This window comes from Brevibacterium sp. p3-SID960 (assembly GCF_025144725.1).
In the GTDB taxonomy this organism is placed as follows: Bacteria; Actinomycetota; Actinomycetes; order Actinomycetales; family Brevibacteriaceae; genus Brevibacterium.
In genome coordinates this window covers 70,879-89,727 of record NZ_JALXKS010000004.1, presented here as the reverse complement: position 1 = coordinate 89,727, position 18,849 = coordinate 70,879, and the positions used below count along the sequence as shown (strand labels likewise).

General features: G+C 63.4%; 13 protein-coding genes. 5 read left to right on the top strand and 8 right to left on the bottom strand.

Annotated features, from left to right (window positions below):
* Window positions 1-26 precede the first annotated feature (26 nt).
* Entirely contained in the window at window positions 27-842 is an 816-nt protein-coding gene (locus tag M3B11_RS13360; protein ID WP_396121516.1) for a GntR family transcriptional regulator, read from the top strand.
* Between the two features lie 218 nt (window positions 843-1,060).
* On the opposite strand, the gene M3B11_RS02155 is transcribed toward M3B11_RS13360, so the two are convergent.
* From M3B11_RS02155 to M3B11_RS02130, 6 genes are all read right to left on the bottom strand, one after another.
* The gene (locus tag M3B11_RS02155) at window positions 1,061-4,297 is read right to left on the bottom strand and encodes a type I restriction endonuclease subunit R (protein WP_259875064.1); all 3,237 of its coding nucleotides are present in this window, start codon (window positions 4,295-4,297) and stop codon (window positions 1,061-1,063) included.
* A gap of 5 nt (window positions 4,298-4,302) precedes the next feature.
* The gene (locus M3B11_RS02150) at window positions 4,303-5,520 is read right to left on the bottom strand and encodes a restriction endonuclease subunit S (RefSeq protein WP_259875063.1); all 1,218 of its coding nucleotides are present in this window, start codon (window positions 5,518-5,520) and stop codon (window positions 4,303-4,305) included.
* Window positions 5,517-7,520: a class I SAM-dependent DNA methyltransferase gene (locus M3B11_RS02145; protein WP_259875061.1), complete on the bottom strand. Its 2,004-nt coding sequence runs from the start codon at window positions 7,518-7,520 to the stop codon at window positions 5,517-5,519. The genes M3B11_RS02150 and M3B11_RS02145 overlap by 4 nt, the downstream gene beginning before the upstream one ends.
* 254 nt (window positions 7,521-7,774) lie before the next feature.
* The gene (gene pcp, locus M3B11_RS02140; protein WP_259875059.1) at window positions 7,775-8,488 is read right to left on the bottom strand and encodes a pyroglutamyl-peptidase I; all 714 of its coding nucleotides are present in this window, start codon (window positions 8,486-8,488) and stop codon (window positions 7,775-7,777) included.
* Entirely contained in the window at window positions 8,488-8,757 is a 270-nt protein-coding gene (locus M3B11_RS02135) for a hypothetical protein (RefSeq protein WP_259875057.1), read from the bottom strand. Before M3B11_RS02135 ends, pcp begins: the two co-directional genes overlap by 1 nt.
* A complete protein-coding gene (locus M3B11_RS02130) occupies window positions 8,754-10,340 on the bottom strand; it encodes an acyl-CoA carboxylase subunit beta (protein ID WP_259875055.1) in 1,587 nt (528 codons plus the stop codon). The genes M3B11_RS02135 and M3B11_RS02130 overlap by 4 nt, the downstream gene beginning before the upstream one ends.
* A 63-nt stretch (window positions 10,341-10,403) precedes the next feature.
* Here M3B11_RS02130 and M3B11_RS02125 point away from each other — a divergent pair, with 63 nt between their 5' ends.
* The 4 genes from M3B11_RS02125 (at window position 10,404) to M3B11_RS02110 (ending at window position 13,419) form a co-directional block, all read left to right on the top strand.
* Window positions 10,404-11,252, top strand: coding sequence for a biotin--[acetyl-CoA-carboxylase] ligase (locus tag M3B11_RS02125; RefSeq protein WP_259875053.1), 849 nt, complete (start codon window positions 10,404-10,406; stop codon window positions 11,250-11,252).
* Entirely contained in the window at window positions 11,249-12,484 is a 1,236-nt protein-coding gene (locus M3B11_RS02120; RefSeq protein WP_259875051.1) for an adenylate/guanylate cyclase domain-containing protein, read from the top strand. Before M3B11_RS02125 ends, M3B11_RS02120 begins: the two co-directional genes overlap by 4 nt.
* Window positions 12,485-12,745: 261 nt before the next feature.
* Entirely contained in the window at window positions 12,746-13,027 is a 282-nt protein-coding gene (locus M3B11_RS02115; protein ID WP_259875049.1) for a type II toxin-antitoxin system Phd/YefM family antitoxin, read from the top strand.
* A complete protein-coding gene (locus M3B11_RS02110; protein ID WP_259875047.1) occupies window positions 13,024-13,419 on the top strand; it encodes a type II toxin-antitoxin system VapC family toxin in 396 nt (131 codons plus the stop codon). Before M3B11_RS02115 ends, M3B11_RS02110 begins: the two co-directional genes overlap by 4 nt.
* 5 nt (window positions 13,420-13,424) lie before the next feature.
* On the opposite strand, the gene M3B11_RS02105 is transcribed toward M3B11_RS02110, so the two are convergent.
* Window positions 13,425-16,040 (bottom strand): DNA topoisomerase (ATP-hydrolyzing) subunit A, encoded by a 2,616-nt coding sequence (locus M3B11_RS02105; protein WP_259875046.1) that lies wholly within the window; start codon window positions 16,038-16,040, stop codon window positions 13,425-13,427.
* A gap of 85 nt (window positions 16,041-16,125) precedes the next feature.
* A complete protein-coding gene (locus M3B11_RS02100; RefSeq protein ID WP_259875044.1) occupies window positions 16,126-18,807 on the bottom strand; it encodes a GNAT family N-acetyltransferase in 2,682 nt (893 codons plus the stop codon).
* Window positions 18,808-18,849 lie beyond the last annotated feature (42 nt).

Below are 18,849 nucleotides of genomic sequence, written 5' to 3'. Positions count from 1 at the left end.
GCTCGTATGCCTTATGAGGCCTCCACTTGGGAACGGACGGAAGAAGCTTGACCGGAGAGAAATCAGCAGTCGAATCTCTAAGGCGAAGTCTGATCGAGGAAATTGACTCAGGGTCTTTAGCCCCCGGAGTAAAACTCGGTAACGAACGTGATCTGGCTGTTACTCATGGAGTGAGCAGGGGTACGCTCAGGCAAGCCCTCACTCTCTTAGAGCAAGCCGGTCTTGTTCGCAGGGTTCCAGGGCGCGGGGGCGGGACCTTTGTCAGCCACGCGAAAGTCGAGAGGGACATTTCTGTCTCTTCGTCCGTCCCGAGCGTTTTAGCGAGCCAAGGATATACTTCGGATACCAAGGTTATTTCGACCCGCATTGCTTTGCCGAAACCGGGCATTCGAAGTGATTTACAACTGGGGGACGGAGATCTCGTTGTCGAAATCAGACGTATTCGTTTAGCCAATCGCACTCCGATCTCACTCGAGCAAGCTGTGTTCCCGGAATCACGCTTCCCTGGTTTGCTCGAGCAACCGCTGGGTGGCTCATTGTATGAGCTTCTCGATAATATTTATGAGACCCAGCCGTGTGAAACTGAAGAAAGAGTGGAGGTTGTATCTGCGACTGATGAAGAGGCGTCGTTTCTCACGGTCGAGGCTCAAGCTCCGTTGATACTGATTCGGAGGGTCAGCTACGACACCAACGGCCGACCGTTTGAAGCCTCCAAAGACTTGTTTCGCGGCGACCGTACTCGTATACGGATGAGGGCGCCTGGTGGAGGGATTCGTACGCGAGCGGTCCAAGACGGAGACATTTTAGAGTTTCGGAGTACTAACCGGGCATCTGTGGTCTAGCTCTGGAAACAGTCGCCTCGTACATGTAGGTGTTAAGTGAGCCGAGCAGGTTTGCCCTTTGAGCGCGGGAAGACGTATCAGCTTCTCTGATCCGAACTCCACCGGAAGATCGAGGGTGCTTGGTTTTGTGAGCTGCAGACTGTCTTCGAGATGCTAGAGCTACACTTCAGCGGTCCCGATCTACCGGTCGTAGTCGCAACTCCACGCGTCACGTGCACCTAGGGTTCTGCTGCGGAAGTTTCACTGTCTGTCACCCGAATACTCGTCGTTGTCGTTGGCATGTGCACATCCATTCGAAGACGTCTGGAGTGGTAGAGGTATTGGCCGATCAGCCGGATGAACTCGTCTGCGCGTTCGCTCTCTCCAGTGAGCACGCCAGTGAGCTTGCCGAATGCGCCTTCGTTGAGTACTGCCGCGTCCGTGAGCGTTTCGCGCAGCTCCGGCGAGGCCATGAACTGGTCAAGGGCGTTGTGATCGATCTGTTCGGCGATGCGGGTGTCTTCCTCGGCCATGCCCGCTGCAGCACGGACGAAGCCCTCGATCTGTGGGTCGGCGAACTCGGACCCGAACAATTCGTTGATCTTCGATACCACTTCCGAGAGCAGCACCTGCTGTGGATCTTGGCGGGACACGTGCGATCCCAGACCCGTGATGCCCTGCAGTCCCGGAGTCTCCTGGTCACCGGATAACGCAATATCGGCTCTGCCCTGGTCGATCTGTCGGACACGGCGCATCTCCAAGCCCGACACGTCTGCGTCTGGTTCCGCGCCATCGGTCGGCAGCAGACGCACCAGCTGGCGCAGGAACTCTGCGAGCTTCTCCAAGTCGCTTGTGCCATAGTCGACGACCTGCGACATGAAGTCATACAGCCTGACGTAGGAACCGCAGTCCTTACGGAACGTGCGCAGCTCGTCGAGCGCTTCGCTGTCGTCGGCTGCTTGCGCGTCGTTCCAGCGGGCGACGAACTCGTTGCGCGCTGGGGTCACGGCCGCCGCCAGCGCGGCATGCGACTGCCTCTGAGCCCACCAATCCTCGGCGTAGCGTTCGACGTCTTGTGGCGTGTAGATCCGAGCTTGAGCGAGCTTTGTGGCCAGCTGGTGCACGAGGTTGGGGTCGGTCTCTTTCTCTACGTGCGCTTCGAGGTAGTACGTCAGGAACGCTTCGTGGATGTCATCAGGATCGTTGACGAAGTCGAGCACGAACGTCCGGTCCTTCACCTCGCCTGACGGCGCACGGTACGTGCGGTTCAGACGCGAGAGCGTCTGCACAGCATGCACGTCAGGCAGCTTCTTGTCCACGTACATTGCGCACAACAGCGGCTGATCGAAACCGGTCTGAAACTTGTCGGCAACGATCATCAGCCGGTACTCCGGGCGACGGAACTCCCGCGCCAGGTCGGAGGCGACATCAGGGTTCATTGATGCCTCGGTGGCGTCCTTGATGCCGTAGTCCTCATCGCTTAAGCTGCCGCTGAACGCAACGATCGACTGATACGCGTACCCGCGCTGTTTGAGGTACTTGTCGGTCTCGATCTTGTACCGCAGCGCAGCCTGGCGGGAGTCGGTGACAACCATCGCCTTCGCGTGACCGTCCACGAGGTGCGCGACGTTGGCCCGGAAATGCTCGACGATGATCTCAACCTTCTGACCGATGTTCGTCGGATGCAGGTTCGCGAACCGCATGATCTTCCGCGTCGCTGTTTTCGGATCCACGAGCCGATCGTCATCATTTGGGCCGATGCCCGTGACAATGCCGGCCCTGCCCTGCTGCTCAATCTCGAACGCCGTCCGGTATGTCTGATACCCGCGCAGCACATCGAGGATGAAACCCTCCTCGATCGCCTGCCGCATCGGATACACATCGAACGAGACCGGCAAGCCATCATCACCTGGGCGGCCGAACAGCTGTTTCGTCTTCGCCTTGGGTGTGGCCGTGAACGCCAGTAGCGACACATTCCGCGCCCCAGCCCGCGCGGCCGTCTCCGCGGCGATCTGGCGCTCACGAGCCGCATCAGACTCGACAAGCTGATTGACCACGTCCTGACCATCGACGACGTCGTCGTTGAGCTCGCCACCCTCGGTGAGCACTGCTTTTAGCTCCGCCGCCGTTTTACCCGACTGAGAGGTATGAGCCTCATCGATGATCACCGCGAAGTTCTTCGCGCCCAGTTTCGTCTCCAACAGGCCCTTCACAAACGGAAACGTCTGCAACGTCACGACAATGATCAGCGACGATCCAGTCAGCGCATCCAGAAGCGCCCGCGACTTCGAACCACCAGACCGGCGCACTGCCGCCGAATCGATCACCGCGACACTGCCGCCAGTGTCATCTACCTGCTCGACTGCCTGCTGCAGCTGAGCATCCAGCACTCGGCGATCCGAGACGATGATGACCTTGTCGAACACTTTCTTGTTCGACCCGTCGTGCAAGCGGGCCAGGCGATGCGCGGTCCAGGCAATCGTGTTTGTCTTCCCCGACCCAGCCGAGTGCTCGATCAGATACCGCCGGCCCTGACCCTCCTCACTGATCGTGTCAACGAGCTTCTTCACCGCACGCCACTGGTGATACCGCGGGAACATCAACGCAAACGAGCGCTTGATCTTCCCTGTCACCGGATCTTCGTCCACGTCGGTCTTCAAAAACATCTGCGAGCCAAGAATTGACAGGAAGTTGTCGCGTTGCAACACCTCCTCCCACAGGTACGACGTGGCAGGCCCGGTGGGATTCGCTGGATTGCCTGCGGCACCTGTGTCATCGTGACCGCGGTTGAACGGCAGAAAGTACGTCTTCTGGCCAGCAAGTCTCGTCGTCATGTGCACCTGGTCGTCATCGACTGCGAAGTGCACCAGCGCCCGCGAACCGAACCCGAGCAGCGGCTGACCGGCCGGGTCACGATCCTTCCGATATTGCGTGACGGCCGTGCGCCACTGCTGTTTGAAGAACGACTTCAACTCACAGGTAGCGACCGGCAGACCGTTGACGAAGAAGACAAGATCGATCGAGCGCTTATCGCCCCTCTTTGGTGAGAAATGCACCTGCCGAGCCACACGCAGTCGCACCTTCTGATACTGCTCGGTTACAGTCCTGTTCAACGTCGTCGCAGGCTTGAACTGGCACATCCTGAAATGCGCCGTAGCCCCGCGCGTGTGGGAGAACTTCCGACGTAACACATTCAGCGTCCCACCACCCGATCTCATCTGGGTCTCCAGCCGAGTCACGAGTGTCGACAATAGCGCTTCACGATCCGCCTGCTCGGCACCCGTGCCGACGCGCACGACCTTCGCATACTCATCTGGCTGCGTCTCGCTCAACCACCAGAACACATCCTCAGGCCAGAGTGCCCGCTCCGCGTCATAACCGTCATCATCCCGGCTGTATAACCACCCGTGCGCGCTGAGGTATTCGGCGATCTCGACCTCGAGTGCTTCCTCGCGGGTACCGTCTGGTGACGCCATTGTCCTCATCCAGCCTTTCCTGCTGTACGAACATCGAACTGCCCCGTGACAGCTGCAGTGATCAACGCCGAACGGCGCTCCTTCGCCAAAGCAATATGCTCCTCGGTTTTAGCAATGAGAGTGTCGATACGGGAGGTCTGTTCGTCGAGATCGTTCACAATCGCTCGTTGCTTATTTAAAGAAAGCACAGGCACACGGAACGCTCTCAACCCGTCCATATCAAGTGATGGAACGGGGCCCGGGAGCACATGCCTCTTGAAATCAAAGGTGAGCATGACATAGCGCGCAAAACCTGGATCGAAGCCCGTTCTCGGCACGAGCGCGGACATGTTGTTGTCAACACAGCTATCAACGGGCAACGTCGCCACACGACCCAGGAGCAAAGCGGCGCCGACTTTTGCAAACGCGACCGAGCCGCTGGGAATAACAGACGCGCTGAGTGCCTGTGCTGTGTCACGACTCACGCTATTCTCCGGGAGGTCAAGCATGCCACTCTGACGGCCAGTCTTCAAATCTTTGACCTTATAGAACGGAAGCTCCTTACCAACCTGACCTTGTTCACGAACGGGAAACCCGCTTCCTGAAACCAGCCTAGCCAGATGCCGAACCGACGTTCGCCGAGCATCGACGCTAGTGAGTCGGTTCTCTATCGCAGCACGTCGCCGCTCTCGTAGCAGCCGGATGAACTCTTCCTGCTTCGCCACGAGCGCGTCGATCTGGGCCGTTTCCCGGTCCAGGTAGTCGGCGATGGCACGCTGCTCGTCGAGAGCCGGAGCCCAGATCTCGAACTTGGATACCTTGTCGGCGGTAAAGTGTGGCAGGGTTGCGGTGCTTGTTGCCAGTTCGATGCGACCATCAGATAGCGCTCCCTGGAGCGAATAGTCGAGGAACCGGCCATCAGATCGAGCGGCGACTGGTCGTAGCCGAATTATCGAATTCTGAAACCCCCAACCTGCCAGATCCTCACGAATAACGGCAGACCTTCCGTACCCCGCACCACCTTCAACAACTACTACATCGCCTCGCAGGAGATTCAACGTTCGCAATTCGAATTGGCTAAACCACATCCGCTGGTCAGGGAGGTCTATTATTCGACCATGAGGTTGGACATGTGCTGCACGCAGATATGGAGCGGAAGTATCAACCAATTGGCTCGGTTCTGACTGAATCATTTTGCCAAGGGTGACATTGGCCAACCGCTTGATCGGAAGCGTTAGTGTCATCCCTCCACCTCACGCAAGAGTTCCATGATCTCGCCGACGACGCGTTCAAGGTCGGCGTCGATCTCTTCGAGCGGTCGGGGCGGTTCATAGGTGTAGAAGTGGCGGGTGAACGGGATCTCGTAGCCGGTCCTCGTCTTGTCCCAGGCGATCCACGCGTCGGCGACGTGCGGTTTCACCTCGGCGTCGAAGTACGCTTGTACGGTCTCGCGCTGGGCTTCATGGGTCTTAGGGTGATTGCCCCAGCCGAACGGGACGTTCTCAGTGTCGCGTAGCGCGGGGTCAGGCTCGATGTTGCCCTTGTTCTTGCCCGACGGCACGCGGCAGTAGTCGGCGGTGTCGTCGTGGGCGCCGATGGTCAGCAACAGCTTCTTGCGCTGTGCTGGCGTGAGCTGCACGCCGCGGTCGTGGAGGTGCTGGCCGAGATCTTCGTCGAACTTCTCTCGGTTGAGATAGGGCATGCTGCCGAACGTTTCGAGCGCCTCGCCCAGGCCGTCGACTTTGGCCAGGGTCGTCTGCTCCGCCACGGCGCTGATGGCTTCGGGCGTGGCCTGGAACCGCAGCTGTAGCGGTCGTTCGACCGTGATCGTCCAGTAGGCAAAGTCGCGCTTGTGGAACGTCTTCGTCGGGACTTCGACGTCGTCCTCGCTTAGGGTGCCCGTGAAAGCCCGCACGATCGCGTCGCGGTGCGCGTCAGGGATCGCGAGCCTCTTCGAACCAATGGACTTGCGTAGCTTCGTGCCGAGCTCTGTCGCGTCGATCAGCTGGACGGTGTCCTTTCGGCCCACAGGTTTCGCGTTCGACAGGATCCACAGGTAGGTCGCAATGCCGGTGTTGTAGAACATGTCGTTCGGCAGCGCGACGATCGCATCGACGAGGTCGTTCTCAAACATGTGGCCGCGGATATTCGAAGGCCCCGAGCCGGCGCCTCCGTTGAACAGCGGCGAACCGTTCAAGACGATGCCGGCCTTGCCGCCACGTCCTGTCTCGTCGACGTCGCGCATCTTCGAGGCCACATGCAGAAGGAAGAGCATCGCCGCATCACCCACGGAAGGAAGCCCGGGCGCAAAACGTCCGTGGCCACCGCGGGTGTGCTCTGCCTTGACTTCTGACTCGACTGCCTTCCAGTCGGTTCCAAACGGTGGGTTCGAGAGGACATAGTCGAATTTGAGGTCCTCGAAGCGGTCCACCACGAGCGTGTCGCCCTGCCGCACGTTGGACGGGTCCTGCCCAGTAATCAGCAGGTCGGCCTTGCAGATCGCGTAAGTGCGTGTGTTGATCTCCTGTCCGAACAGCGCCGTCGACGCATCCGGGCTGAAGCTGCGCAAGTGCTCATCGGCCACACTGAGCATTCCGCCGGTGCCGACTGTCGGGTCGTAGATCGACCGAACAGTTCCACGGCCCCGAAGGGCATCCGCGTCATCGGCATAGACGAGATCGACCAGGAGCCTGACGACATCGCGAGGAGTGTAGAACTGACCTGCACCCTCGTTCGCCGACTCGGCAAAGCGGTAGATGAGGTTCTCGAACAGATCACCCATGTCGGCATTCGATACCGCAGCCGGTGACAGGTCGATGCTCTCGAAGTGCCGGGTTACCTGCCACAGCCGGTTCCGGCTATCGAGCGTGCGAATGACGTTCTCGAAGTCAAAGGACTTGAACACGTCGAGGTTCGTCGAGAATCCTCCGACGTAGTCGATGAGGTTCTCCGCGAGGTTGTCAGGGTCCTCAAGCGCCTTCTTCAATGTGTAGTCACTCGTAGTCCAGAACGACAGTCCAGGGTTTTCGGCCGTCCGCGTCTTCAGCTTCAAGTGGGTGCGCCGCTGTTGCTCCCCCTCGTAGCGGGCGACGATTTCTGACATCACCTCGCGATACGGAGCCATGACACATTCCAGGCGGCGCAGCACTGTGAACGGGAGGATGACGGAGCCGTACTCGGCTTCAGAATACGGTCCGCGCAGAGTGTCAGCGACACTCCAGACAAAGCCTGACAGAACTGACACGATCGAGATTTCTCCTGGTAGACGAGACAAGCTGGAGCCTTCTCACAATCCTAACGGCACAGCGATCCACAACTCCGTGCGGAAGGACGACAGAGTCGTGGAACGCAGGAGGCTCCCGCAGCGCCACGCCAAATGGGCCTCGAATACGGCAACTCGCGCTAGACCCTCGACCTCGGAGGCTGACGCAAGAGCCCTTGCGACCATTTCACGGACCTGTGTCGGCGTTGAGGCTGTGCTCACTGTGTGTGCAGGGCTTATGTGGTGAGCGGGACAGCGAGCTGGAAGGGTTGGTCCGTTGTCCCGAGAACTTCGCGGTGGACGTCACCATCGGTCGAGCACGCGGTTCGAACTGCGAGGACAATGCCGGTATTGATGGCCTCCTGCACCATCGATGGTGCCTTATCTGTTTCGGATCCCGATCCAGGTGCCGCCGGTACATGAATGAATCCGGCGCGCACCGCTCCACCGGAGGAAAATGAGTCGTTGAACCTTGCAGCGTATTCCGCCGCCGCATACGCCACAGCGTTGCACACATACGTACCAGCCGTGTTCGACAGACTCGCCGGAATCCCCTCATCCTTGAGCGCCTGCACGATTGCCTTGTTCGGCAGCGTCAAGAAGTGTGCGGCCGGACCGCCCTTGACCACCGGCTCGTCGATCGGCTGGGCGCCCGAGTTGTCGGGAATCGGAGCATCCATGACGTTAATCGCCACGCGCTCCGGCGTGATCTCCGTCCGCCCGGCCGCCAGCCCCAAGCTGATGACGGTATGCGGCTGATGCTCATCCATGAGCTCACGAATCCGCGCTGTCGCAGCCTCAAACTCCACCGGCAGCACCTCGGTGACAACCCCCGGGCACTCGCGGGCAACCGCCTCGGCGGCGGCGATCGTCGGATTGGTCTCGTGCTCGCCGAACGGCTCGAAAGCCGTTACGAGCACACCCTCGTCCGGCAATTGGTCGTGTGCCATCAACGCCGCCGCCAGCTCGCCGGCATCGGCCGGCGCATCTTTCGCCTGGGATCAGCGAACCCACCGGCCTTCTTGACCGGCTCCTCGGCGGCGGCAGCGGCGAGCTGACGCACAGCCACCAGCGCTGCCGCCACAGCGGCACGAGCCAGCCTGCGCTCCTCGTCAGCCGAGAGGGCCGCGCCGTTGGGCCGCTTGTCGACGGTGACCTCGATGCCGTCGAGATCCGCGTCGCTGGTTATGATCGGCTTCTCTGCCTGCTCGTCACTCACAGCGGGATGTTCCCGTGCTTGCGGGCCGGCGGATCGACATGCTTGTTCTTCAGCGCGCGCAGCCCGCGGATGATCCGCTCGCGGGTCTCACTCGGCTTGATGACCGCGTCGATGTAACCCTCCTCGGCGGCCTTGTACGGATTCAGCAGCGCATCCTCGTAGTCCTGGATGAGTTCATTGCGCAGCGCATCGACATCCTCACCGGCCTCACCTGCAGCCTTGAGCTTGCGGCGGTAGACGATGTTCGCAGCCCCCTGGGCGCCCATCACGGCGATCTGGGCGCTCGGCCAGGCGAGGTTGAGATCAGCACCCAGCTGCTTGGAGCCCATGACGCAGTACGCGCCGCCGTAGGCCTTGCGGGTGATGACCGTAATAAGCGGCACGGTCGCCTCACCGTAGGCGTAGATGAGCTTCGCGCCGCGGCGGATGATGCCGCCGAGCTCCTGGTCGGTGCCGGGCAGGAACCCGGGCACGTCGACGAAGGTGAGGATCGGGATGTTGAAGGCATCGCACAGGCGCACAAACCGGGCGGCCTTCTCTGAGGCGTCGATGTCAAGCGTGCCAGCCAGCTGCATCGGCTGATTGGCGATGACACCGACCGTGGTGCCCTCGACGCGGCCGAACCCGGTGCACACATTCGGGGCGAACAGCTCCGAGATCTCCAGGAACTCACCCTCATCGAGCACCCGGGTGACGACATCGAGGATGTCATACGGCTGCGAGGGCGAATCCGGCATCAGCTCATCAAGCGCTAGATCCTCATCATCGATGGTCAGATCGGCCGGGGCGTCGAAGTCCTGGGCATCGTCGAGGTTGTTCTGCGGCAGGAAGGACAGCAAGTCGCACACGAAGTTCAGCGCATCGGTCTCATCGGCGGCCAGGTAGTGGGCGTTGCCGGACACCGAGTTGTGGGTCCGTCCACCGCCGAGCTCCTCATGGCCGACGTCCTCACCGGTGACGGTCTTGATGACGTCCGGGCCGGTGATGTACATGTGGCTGGTCCCATCGACCATGATCGTGACATCAGTCAGCGCAGGGGAGTAGACCGCACCACCGGCAGACGGGCCCATGATGAGCGAGATCTGCGGGATGACACCAGACGATGCGACGTTCCACTTGAAGATCTCAGCGAACAGCGCAATTGAGCCCACACCTTCCTGAATGCGGGCACCACCGGAGTCGTTGATGCCGATGATCGGGCAGCCGAGCTTGAGCGCGAGCTTCTGCACCTTGACGATCTTGCGGCCATTCGCCTCAGCCAGCGATCCGCCGAGCACCGTGAAGTCGTGGGCGAACACGGCCACCGTGCGTCCGTCGATCGTGCCGAGACCGCAGACCACCCCATCGCCGTCAGGCCGGTTCTTCTCCATCCCGAACTGCGTGTTGTGGTGGCGGACGAACTCGTCGATCTCCTGGAACGACCCGTCATCGAGCAGCTGGTCGATGCGCTCGCGGGCAGTCTGCTTGCCTCGCTTGTGCTGATTGGCAACGGCACGCTCGTTTCCGGCATGCGCGGCCTGACGACGGGATTCGAACGCGGCGATGCGTTCGGCGGTGGTACGCGGCACAGTGCTTTCGGTCATGGCACTAATGTACCGCCCGCCTCCTGCGTTGTGCGAAGCCGCCAAAAGCCATACAGTGATCTGGTGCACACCGTTCCTTCCCGCCCTTCTTTTGATATCCCTGCCCTGCGATCCGCGCTCGCCCGCGCCGAGGTCACCGTCCCGCGCATCGAGTGGCCAGCCGCCTGCCCATCGACCAACGATGCGCTCGTCGAGGCGATCGCCGCCGCTCCCGAGGAGTGGGCTGACTATGCCGTGTACGGCACCGATCATCAGATCGCCGGCCACGGCCGGCTCGGCCGCACCTGGACCGTCCCGGCTGCTGCCAGCCTGACGTTCTCGACCGTCATGCGGGTGCCCGTGGGGTTCGATTTAGCGGCTCTGGGCTGGCTGCCGCTCATCGCGGGCTGGGCCGTCGCCGAGGCGGTGGGAACCGCCGGTGTGAAAGCGCAGGTGAAATGGCCCAATGACGTACTCGTTGACGGGAAGAAGATCTGCGGGATCCTTACCCGCGCCACCCAGCTGCCTGCGACCGACGAGGCCGAGATGGCCGTGATCCTCGGCATTGGCATCAACGTCGACATGACCGCAGACGAACTTCCGGTCGAGACTGCCACCTCGCTGACGCTGGCCGGCGGGTCGATCTCCCGGGAGGTGCTGCTGGCCGAGGTGCTGCGCCGTGTGCACCAGGCGACCCCGTTCCTGCTGGGCTCCTCAACCGCCGAGGCGTTCTCCCAGTCCGTGGCCGCCGACGAGATCCGCAACCGCATGGCCACCCTCGGCATGGACGTGCGCGCCGAGCTGCCCGGCGACACCCAGGTGCGCGGGCGCGCCGTCGGTGTTGATGCCGGCGGCAACCTCATCATCGACACCGGCACCGGCCGCGAGGTGGTCAGCGCCGGCGACGTCACCCACCTGAGGCCGGCCCGATGACCGAAACGCCCAACGCCGACGAGAACCTCGCCTCTGAGGAACTCGGCGACGAGGCGCTCGACGCTGTCGCCGCAGCCGCTCAGGAGGCCTTCTCTGACCGCCTGGCCGGATCCCGGCCGGTACCGGAGACCGTCGACGAATCGATCGTCGACGAGCGGGAGAAGGCCGAGATCGAGGACACGATCTACCAGCTGCGCTCAGCAGCCCAGAAGCTCGAGGAGAGTCTGCTCGGCGGCAAGCGCGTGCTCACCCGCAAGGAGGTCGCTCAACTCGCCGGCGTCTCCACGGTCGCTGCCCGTAAGTTCTGGCGTGCCCTCGGTATGGCACGTGTGCCCGAAGGTCAGACCGCCTTCACCGTCGAGGACGCCAAGGCGCTGCGCGAGATCGCCTCGGTCGTCGACACCGGTGTGCTCGATGAGGCGACAGTGCTTTCGCTTGCCCGCGCCATCGGCCAGACGAGCGACCGGCTTGTCGTGTGGCAGATGGAGACGCTCGTCGAGTACCTGTCCGATACCCGCGGCCTGGAGGAGACTGAGGCCCGCCAGCAGGCGATCGAACTGTTCGAAAGCAGCATCAAGCCGCTCGAACGAGTCCTCGTCTACGCATGGCGGCGCAATCTCGCCGGCGCACTCGGCCGCATGAACGTCAACGTCGCCGAAGGCCTGGCGATCGAGAACCGGCAAGGCTGGTATGACTCCCAGATGCCCTTGGCCCGTGCCGTCGGCTTCGTCGACCTCGTCTCCTACACCCGGCTGTCACAGCAGCTGGAGCCCAAACAGCTGGCATCACTGGTGAAACGCTTCCAGGACATCGTCTTCAACGTCGTGGCCACCGGCAACGGCCGGGTCATCAAGACCGTCGGCGATGAAGTCTTCTTCGTCGCCGAAACCCCACAGGCAGGTGCCGAGATCGCGCTGACGATCCGCGACCTCATCATCGACGACAAAGAGCTGCCCCAGGCCCGCCTCGGTCTCACCTGGGGGCGTGTGCTCTCACGCCTGGGCGATGTCTTCGGCTCGACGGTCAACCTCGCCGCGCGCCTCACCGCGATCGGCGAACCCGGCACCGTGGCCACCGACTGGGAGACCGCCCGCATCCTCGAACGCTCAGGGGAGTACGTCTTCTCCAACCGCCAGACGATCAACCTGCAGGGCCTCGGCGAGATCTCGATGTTCCAGATGGACCGGGGCACGGCTGAAAGCCTCGATCTGTCGATGGATGGGGACGAGTAGCAGCTCATCAGTGGCTGTGAAGGACGTCTGAGTCTGCGTTGATCCTCTGAACGGGGCGACGTTTGATTCGCTTCCATGTCTTTCTGCTGGCGTTCTGGGAGCGGACCCGAAAGCTTTCAGTCGCGCCGAGATTGCCGCCGGGGAACTGCATGACCACCTGAAGTTCTGCAGGTGGCGTGATGGCGGGACAGGAGTCGGGTGCAGAAGCTAGCCCACCGCAGAGCTAAGGCGTGCTCGTCGCACGGGTGCTACATTCAAGTTATGAGCGTCGCTGAGCCTGAACCGGAAAGCCTTTCGCAACGCGAGCTGCGCAACGAGTCCAGCCGTGTCCTGCGCGAAGTGAGCGAAGGGCGCTCTTTCGTGCTGACGAATCGCGGAGTCCCGGTCGGTCGTGTCATCCCTTTGGATGCGCCTGTGCCCGGGCTTGAGATCACCCGTCCTGCCAAGCGCATCGGCGGCTGGTCGGATCTCGGCATCAAGCGCAGGGGCAGCGAACGATCTGTGCAGGAGCTCATTGATGAGCAGCGTGAGGATCGGGTGTGAACCTCAAAGTCGTCTACGTCGATACCTCCGCGCTGGCAGCCCTTCTGAAGCCTGAGCCGGAAAGCGAGTCTCTGGAGCGCTGGCTCGACGACACTTCGGCGGCGTTGGTCTCCAGTGACTTGCTCGAGACTGAACTCCGTCGTGTCGCCGTCCGCGACGGACTGAGCCAAACTGATGTGACAGCGCTGCTCGACGGAGTGGCTCTCGCTGCGCTCGACCGGGCAGTCTTTCGCAACGCTGGGTTCCTGCCGATGGAGATGCTGCGGACTCTTGACGCGTTGCACCTTGAGGCCGCAATTCGCCTCGATGCCGACGCCATGCTGACGTACGACCAACGCCTTGCGCTTGCGGCCGAAGCTGCCGGACTGACAGTCATCGCGCCCGGCCGCTGAGCCGCTCAGAACAGCGCGCCGCCCGCATCGTCCTCGTCACTGGCGACGATGACGACAGGGGAATCGTCGTCATCACGAGCCTGAGCGATCTCGTGCTTGCGGCGTTCGAGCTCCTCAGCGCTCAGCCCACCGGGTGCGGTCTCCTCACTGCCCTCAACCTCGGGAGCGGCAGAACCAGCGTCCGCACCATAGGCATGCGGAACGGTGCCGATCGCATCGACCTTCGACTCCAGCGGCTGGCCGGAGCCATCTCGCCTACCCAGCTCGGCCGGCAGCTTGCGGGCACCGCCGCCGGTGGCCGCGCCCTGCGGTTCGGGCCCGGCGAAAGCAGCGACGAGCTCGGTCTCACCTTTGAGGAAGCGATGCGCACGCACACCGGCGGTCGCGCGGCCCTTGGTGGGGAACTCGGCGAGATCGGTGACCTTGACGCTCAGTGCGGTCTCGCCGTAGAAGTTCTCGCCGGTCGCGATTGTCACGACACGGTTCTCCGCCTCGGGGTCGATGAGGCTGAAGGCGATGACCGAGGCGTCGGCGGCGACCTTCATGCCGGTCACGCCGCCGGCGTTCCAGCCCTGAGCGCGCAGCAGGTCGGTGCCGAATGTCAGCAGCTGGGCGTTGGAGGTGATGAGCACCGCGCGGGCGGCGTCGATGTCGGGCAGCTGACCGGCACCGATCACCGTGTCACCTGACTTGAGGTTGATGACATCCCAGGCGTCCTTGCCCTTGGCCGGTTCGGCTCCGGCGACGCGTTTGATGACGCCGCGCTCGGTCGCGAGGACGAAGTCCTTGGTGATGTCGATGAGCCCGAGCACCTTCTCGCCGGAGTCGAGGGTGACGAACTCGCCGACCTTCACACCTCCGGCCAGGCCCGGGCGGGTGGCCTGCGGCGGCAGGGCCGGCAGGGCGACAACGTCGACGGTCACCAGGCGGCCCTTCGAGGTGATCGCGCCGATGATCCCGCGGGTGGTCGAGGCGATTTGCGAGACGAGCGCGTCATGGGCCAGGCGCTTGCCGCCGGTCGGCAGAGCCGAACGGTCAGAGGTGCGGGCGATGCGGCCCGAGGTCGAGAGCAGCACCCACGTCGGCGAGTCGGCGACCTGCAGCTCCGGTGAGCCCTTCTTCCGGCCGCGTGCAGTGATCTGCTGATGCGAGCCTTCAACGAGGACGGTGCGGCGCGGGGAGTCGATCTGGTCGGCGACTTCGCCGAGCTCCTCAGAGACGACCTGACGCAGCTTCGCTTCATCGTCGAGGATCGACTGCAGGTAGTCGATGCGCTTCTTCAGCTCATCCTGCTCCGCCTCAAGTTCGAGTCGGGAGAACTTCGTCAGCCGACGCAGCTGCAGGTCGAGGATATAGGTCGCCTGCACCTCGGAGAGGTCGAAGACGCTCATCAGCCGGGTGCGGGCGACCTGCGCATCATCTGAGGACCGGATGAGTTCGATGACCTCGTCGATGTCGAGGATCGCGGTCAGCAGTCCCTCGACGAGGTGGAGGCGGTCCTTGGCCTTGCCGAGCTGGAAGACCGTGCGCCGGCGGGCGACATCGATGCGGTGGTCGACGTAGACCTCCAGCAGCGCCTTGAGACCAAGCGTGCGCGGCTGCCCGTCGACGAGGCAGACGTTGTTGATGCCGAAGGAGTCCTCCAGCGGGGTGAGCCGGTAGAGCTCTTCGAGCACCGCCTCGGGGTTGAAGCCGTTCTTGATGCCGATGACCAGGCGCAGGCCGTGCTTGCGGTCGGAGAAGTCGTCGATCGAGGCGATACCGGCCAGCTTCTTGTTCCCGACGACGTCCTTGACCTTCTCGATGACCTTCTCCGGGCCGACGAGGTAGGGCAGTTCGGTGACGATGATGCCCTTGCGGCGGGCCGTGATGTTCTCGATCTTCACCGTCGCCCGGGTGCGGAAGGACCCGCGGCCGGTCTCGTAGGCCTCACGCACCCCCGACAGCCCGATGATCCGCCCACCGGAGGGGAGGTCCGGGCCGGGGACGTACTTCATGAGCTCTGAGAGCTCCGCCTCGGGGTTGTCGATGAGGTGCTGGGCTGCGGCGATGACCTCGCCGGGGTTGTGCGGGGCCATGTTCGTGGCCATGCCCACCGCAATGCCCGAGGCGCCGTTGACGAGCAGGTTCGGAAACGCACTGGGCAGGACTTCGGGCTGGGTGGTCGAGGAGTCGTAGTTGGGCACGAAGTCGACGACGTCCTCGTCGAGGCCGGCGATCATCGTCAGCGCTGCGTCGGTCAGGCGGGCCTCGGTGTAGCGGGGTGCGGCCGGGCCGTCGTCAAGCGAGCCGAAGTTGCCGTGGCCGTCGACGAGCGGGGTGCGCATGACGAAGTCCTGGCTCAGCCGCACGAGTGCGTCGTAGATGGCGACATCGGAGTGCGGGTGCAGCTTGCCCATGACGTCGCCGACGATGCGGGAGCTCTTGACGTGCGGGCGGTCAGGGCGCAGGCCCATCTCGCCCATCTGGTAGATGATGCGCCGCTGCACGGGCTTGAGGCCGTCGCGGGCGTCTGGCAGTGCCCGGGAGTAGATCACCGAGTAGGCGTACTCGAGGAACGAGGTCTCCATCTCCTCGGAGACGTCGATATCGACGACCTGGCCAGCGACCGGCTCTGTCATGGGACTCCTTCGACGGGCGAAACGACAGGCCTATGCTACCGGCAAACCGGCGCGAAGCCCGGGATTTCGCCGTGTGCGGAGGTTCTCAACCCATGCTCATGCGGCGGCGCAGCGAATCCATCCGGTCGGCTTCAGCGGCGAGTTCGACTTTGACGGAGAGCAGATGCGCATCGCCTTCGGTCACCGAGATCGGCCGCAGCTCGATCTCGCGCACGGCCGGGAACTCCTCGACGAGTGCTGAGAGCCTGAGGATGACGTCCTCGGCTGGGGCCATGTTCATCACCGGCAGGCCCTTGTAGCCGAACAGCCGTGGTGAGGACTTCAACGACCGGACCATCTCCCTGGCGTCGATGTCGGTCAGCGGTGCGACCCGGTGGGCGACGTCATCGAGCAGCTCGGTGGTGTCCCCGGCCAGGGAGAACGACACCATCGGTCCGAGCAGCGGATCCTCACCGGCGGAGATGACACACGCGGTGCCGGGCGGGGCCATCGGCTGCACATCGATGCCGTGGTCCTCGTCGTCGTTCAGCAGTGAGTCGATGACCTCGGCGATGCCCTGCCAGTCCTCGGCGAGCTCTTCCGGGGTGTCGATGTTCAGCCGCACCCCGCCGAGCTCCATCCGGTGCCGCAGCCGTTTGTGCACGGCTTTGAGCGCGACCGGGTAGCCGAGCTTTTCAGCGGCGGCGATGCCCTCCTCGACGGAGTATGAGGTGATGTAGGGCAGGCATTCGACGCCGTAGTGGGCGAGCAGCTGCCGGGAGTCGTCGCGGCTGAGGATGACTCGTTCACCGGCGTCGACACCTTCGAGGTTGCGTTCGATGATCCTGCGGGCTGCGCGCACATCGAGGTCGTCGAACTCCGGGTAGACGCCGTGGTCGGCCTTCTTCCACATCGCATAGTCGGTCGCCCGGGCCAGCGCCCACACAGCATCTTCGGGGCCGATGTAGCTGGGCACCGTGTGCGCGGTCGTGGTGCCCTCACCGTCGTCGACGCGGGCGGTGAGCTCGTCCTGCACACCGGTGATGCCGAGGAAGCAGGCGACGGTCGTCTTGCCCGAGGCCGCGGCCGTCTCCGCCAGCACGGTGGCGATCTCCCGCTCATCAGCACCGGCCGAGGGGGTGAAGGTGACGACGACGGTGTCGATCGAACTGTCGGCGTACATCTCCTCCAACTGCCGGCAGAACTCCTCGACGCTGACCTCCGGGTGCATCGACACAGCAGGCGAATCCACCCGCAGCCCTTCGGAGCGGGCGCGCTGTACGATCAGCGTCGACAGAGCCGCAGAATTGCCGATCACTCCGACCCGCCGGCCGCGCGGTGCCGGCTGGGTCGCGAAGACCTGCGCTGCGTCGAAGAGCTGGTGGATCGTATCGGCGCGGATCACCCCAGCCTGCCCGAGCACCTGATCGAGTGCCGTGCCCGACAGACTCGACAGACGCACCTGGTGCCCTGGCGGCAGCTCCCGGCCGGTGAGGTCGGATTTGATGACGATGACCGGTTTGACCCGGGAGACCCGGCGGGCGATGCGGGAGAACTTGCGCGGATTGCCGATCGACTCCAGATACAGACCCACCGCCTGCGTCGCCGGGTCCTCCTCCCAGTACTGCAGCATGTCATTGCCCGACAGATCCGCCCGGTTGCCGGCAGACACGAACGTCGAGATCCCCAGCCCGCGGGTCTTGGCTGCGGCCAGCAGCGCGGTGCCGAGAGCACCGGACTGGCTGAACAGGCCCAAGGTTCCCGCCTCGGGCAGGAACGGGGCGAGTGAGGCGTTGAGCGAGACCTCAGGTGAGGTGTTGGCGACGCCGAACGAGTTCGGGCCCACCACCCGCATGCCGTGGGAGCGAGCGGTGGTGACCATCTGCCGCTGCAGCTCCAGGCCGTGCTCGCCGGTCTCAGCGAAACCAGACGAGATGACGACACAGGCCTTCACGCCGTGGGCGGCGCAGTCGCGGACCACCTGGGCGCACGATTCGGCAGGGACTGCGATGATCGCCAGATCGGCCGGATCGTCGAGCTCATCGAGCGAGCGCACCGCCGGCACACCGGCGACCGCATCGGCTTCCGGGTGGACGACGGAGAGCGTGCCGGTGAAGTCGGCGCCGACGAGATTGCGCAGCAGCAGGTTGCCGGTCGAGTTGTGGGTGCGGCTGGCGCCGATGACGACGACCGAGGTCGGGTGCAGGACCTGGCGCACCGAGATCGCCTCTGCGCGGTGCTCGCGGGCCTCCTGGACCTGCATCGACTTCTCGGTCGGGTCGATGTCGAAGCGCACAGCGACGACCCCGTCGTCGAACTCGCGGGAGACCTCGTAGCCGGCGGCGGCGAAGACCTGCAGCATCTGCCGGTTCTGGGGCAGCACCTCGGCGGTGAAGACGCTGATCCCGCACTCCCGCGCGGCAGCGGCGAGGTGCTCTAAGAAGATCGAGCCGATGCCGCGGCCGTGGTGGGCATCGGCGATGTTGAACGCGACCTCGGCCGAGGTGTCGTCGAGCCGGTCATAGCGGGCGGTGCCGATGATCTCCTCGCCGATCGTCATGACGAAGGCGACCCGGTCGTGATAGTCGACGTTGACGAACCGGTCGAGGTCCTTGGCCGGGATCACCGGCAGGGGAGCGAAGAAGCGCAGATAGATGGACTCCGGGGACTGCTTGGAGTGCATCTCCTGCACACCGGCGGCGTCCTCCGGCACAATCGGGCGCAGATGAGCCGTGGCTCCATCGCGCAGGACGACATCGGCTTCCCAATACGCTGGATATGCTCCCATGCCGCCAGCATAGTGACTCGGCGCACTCCGGCGGTAGTGCCG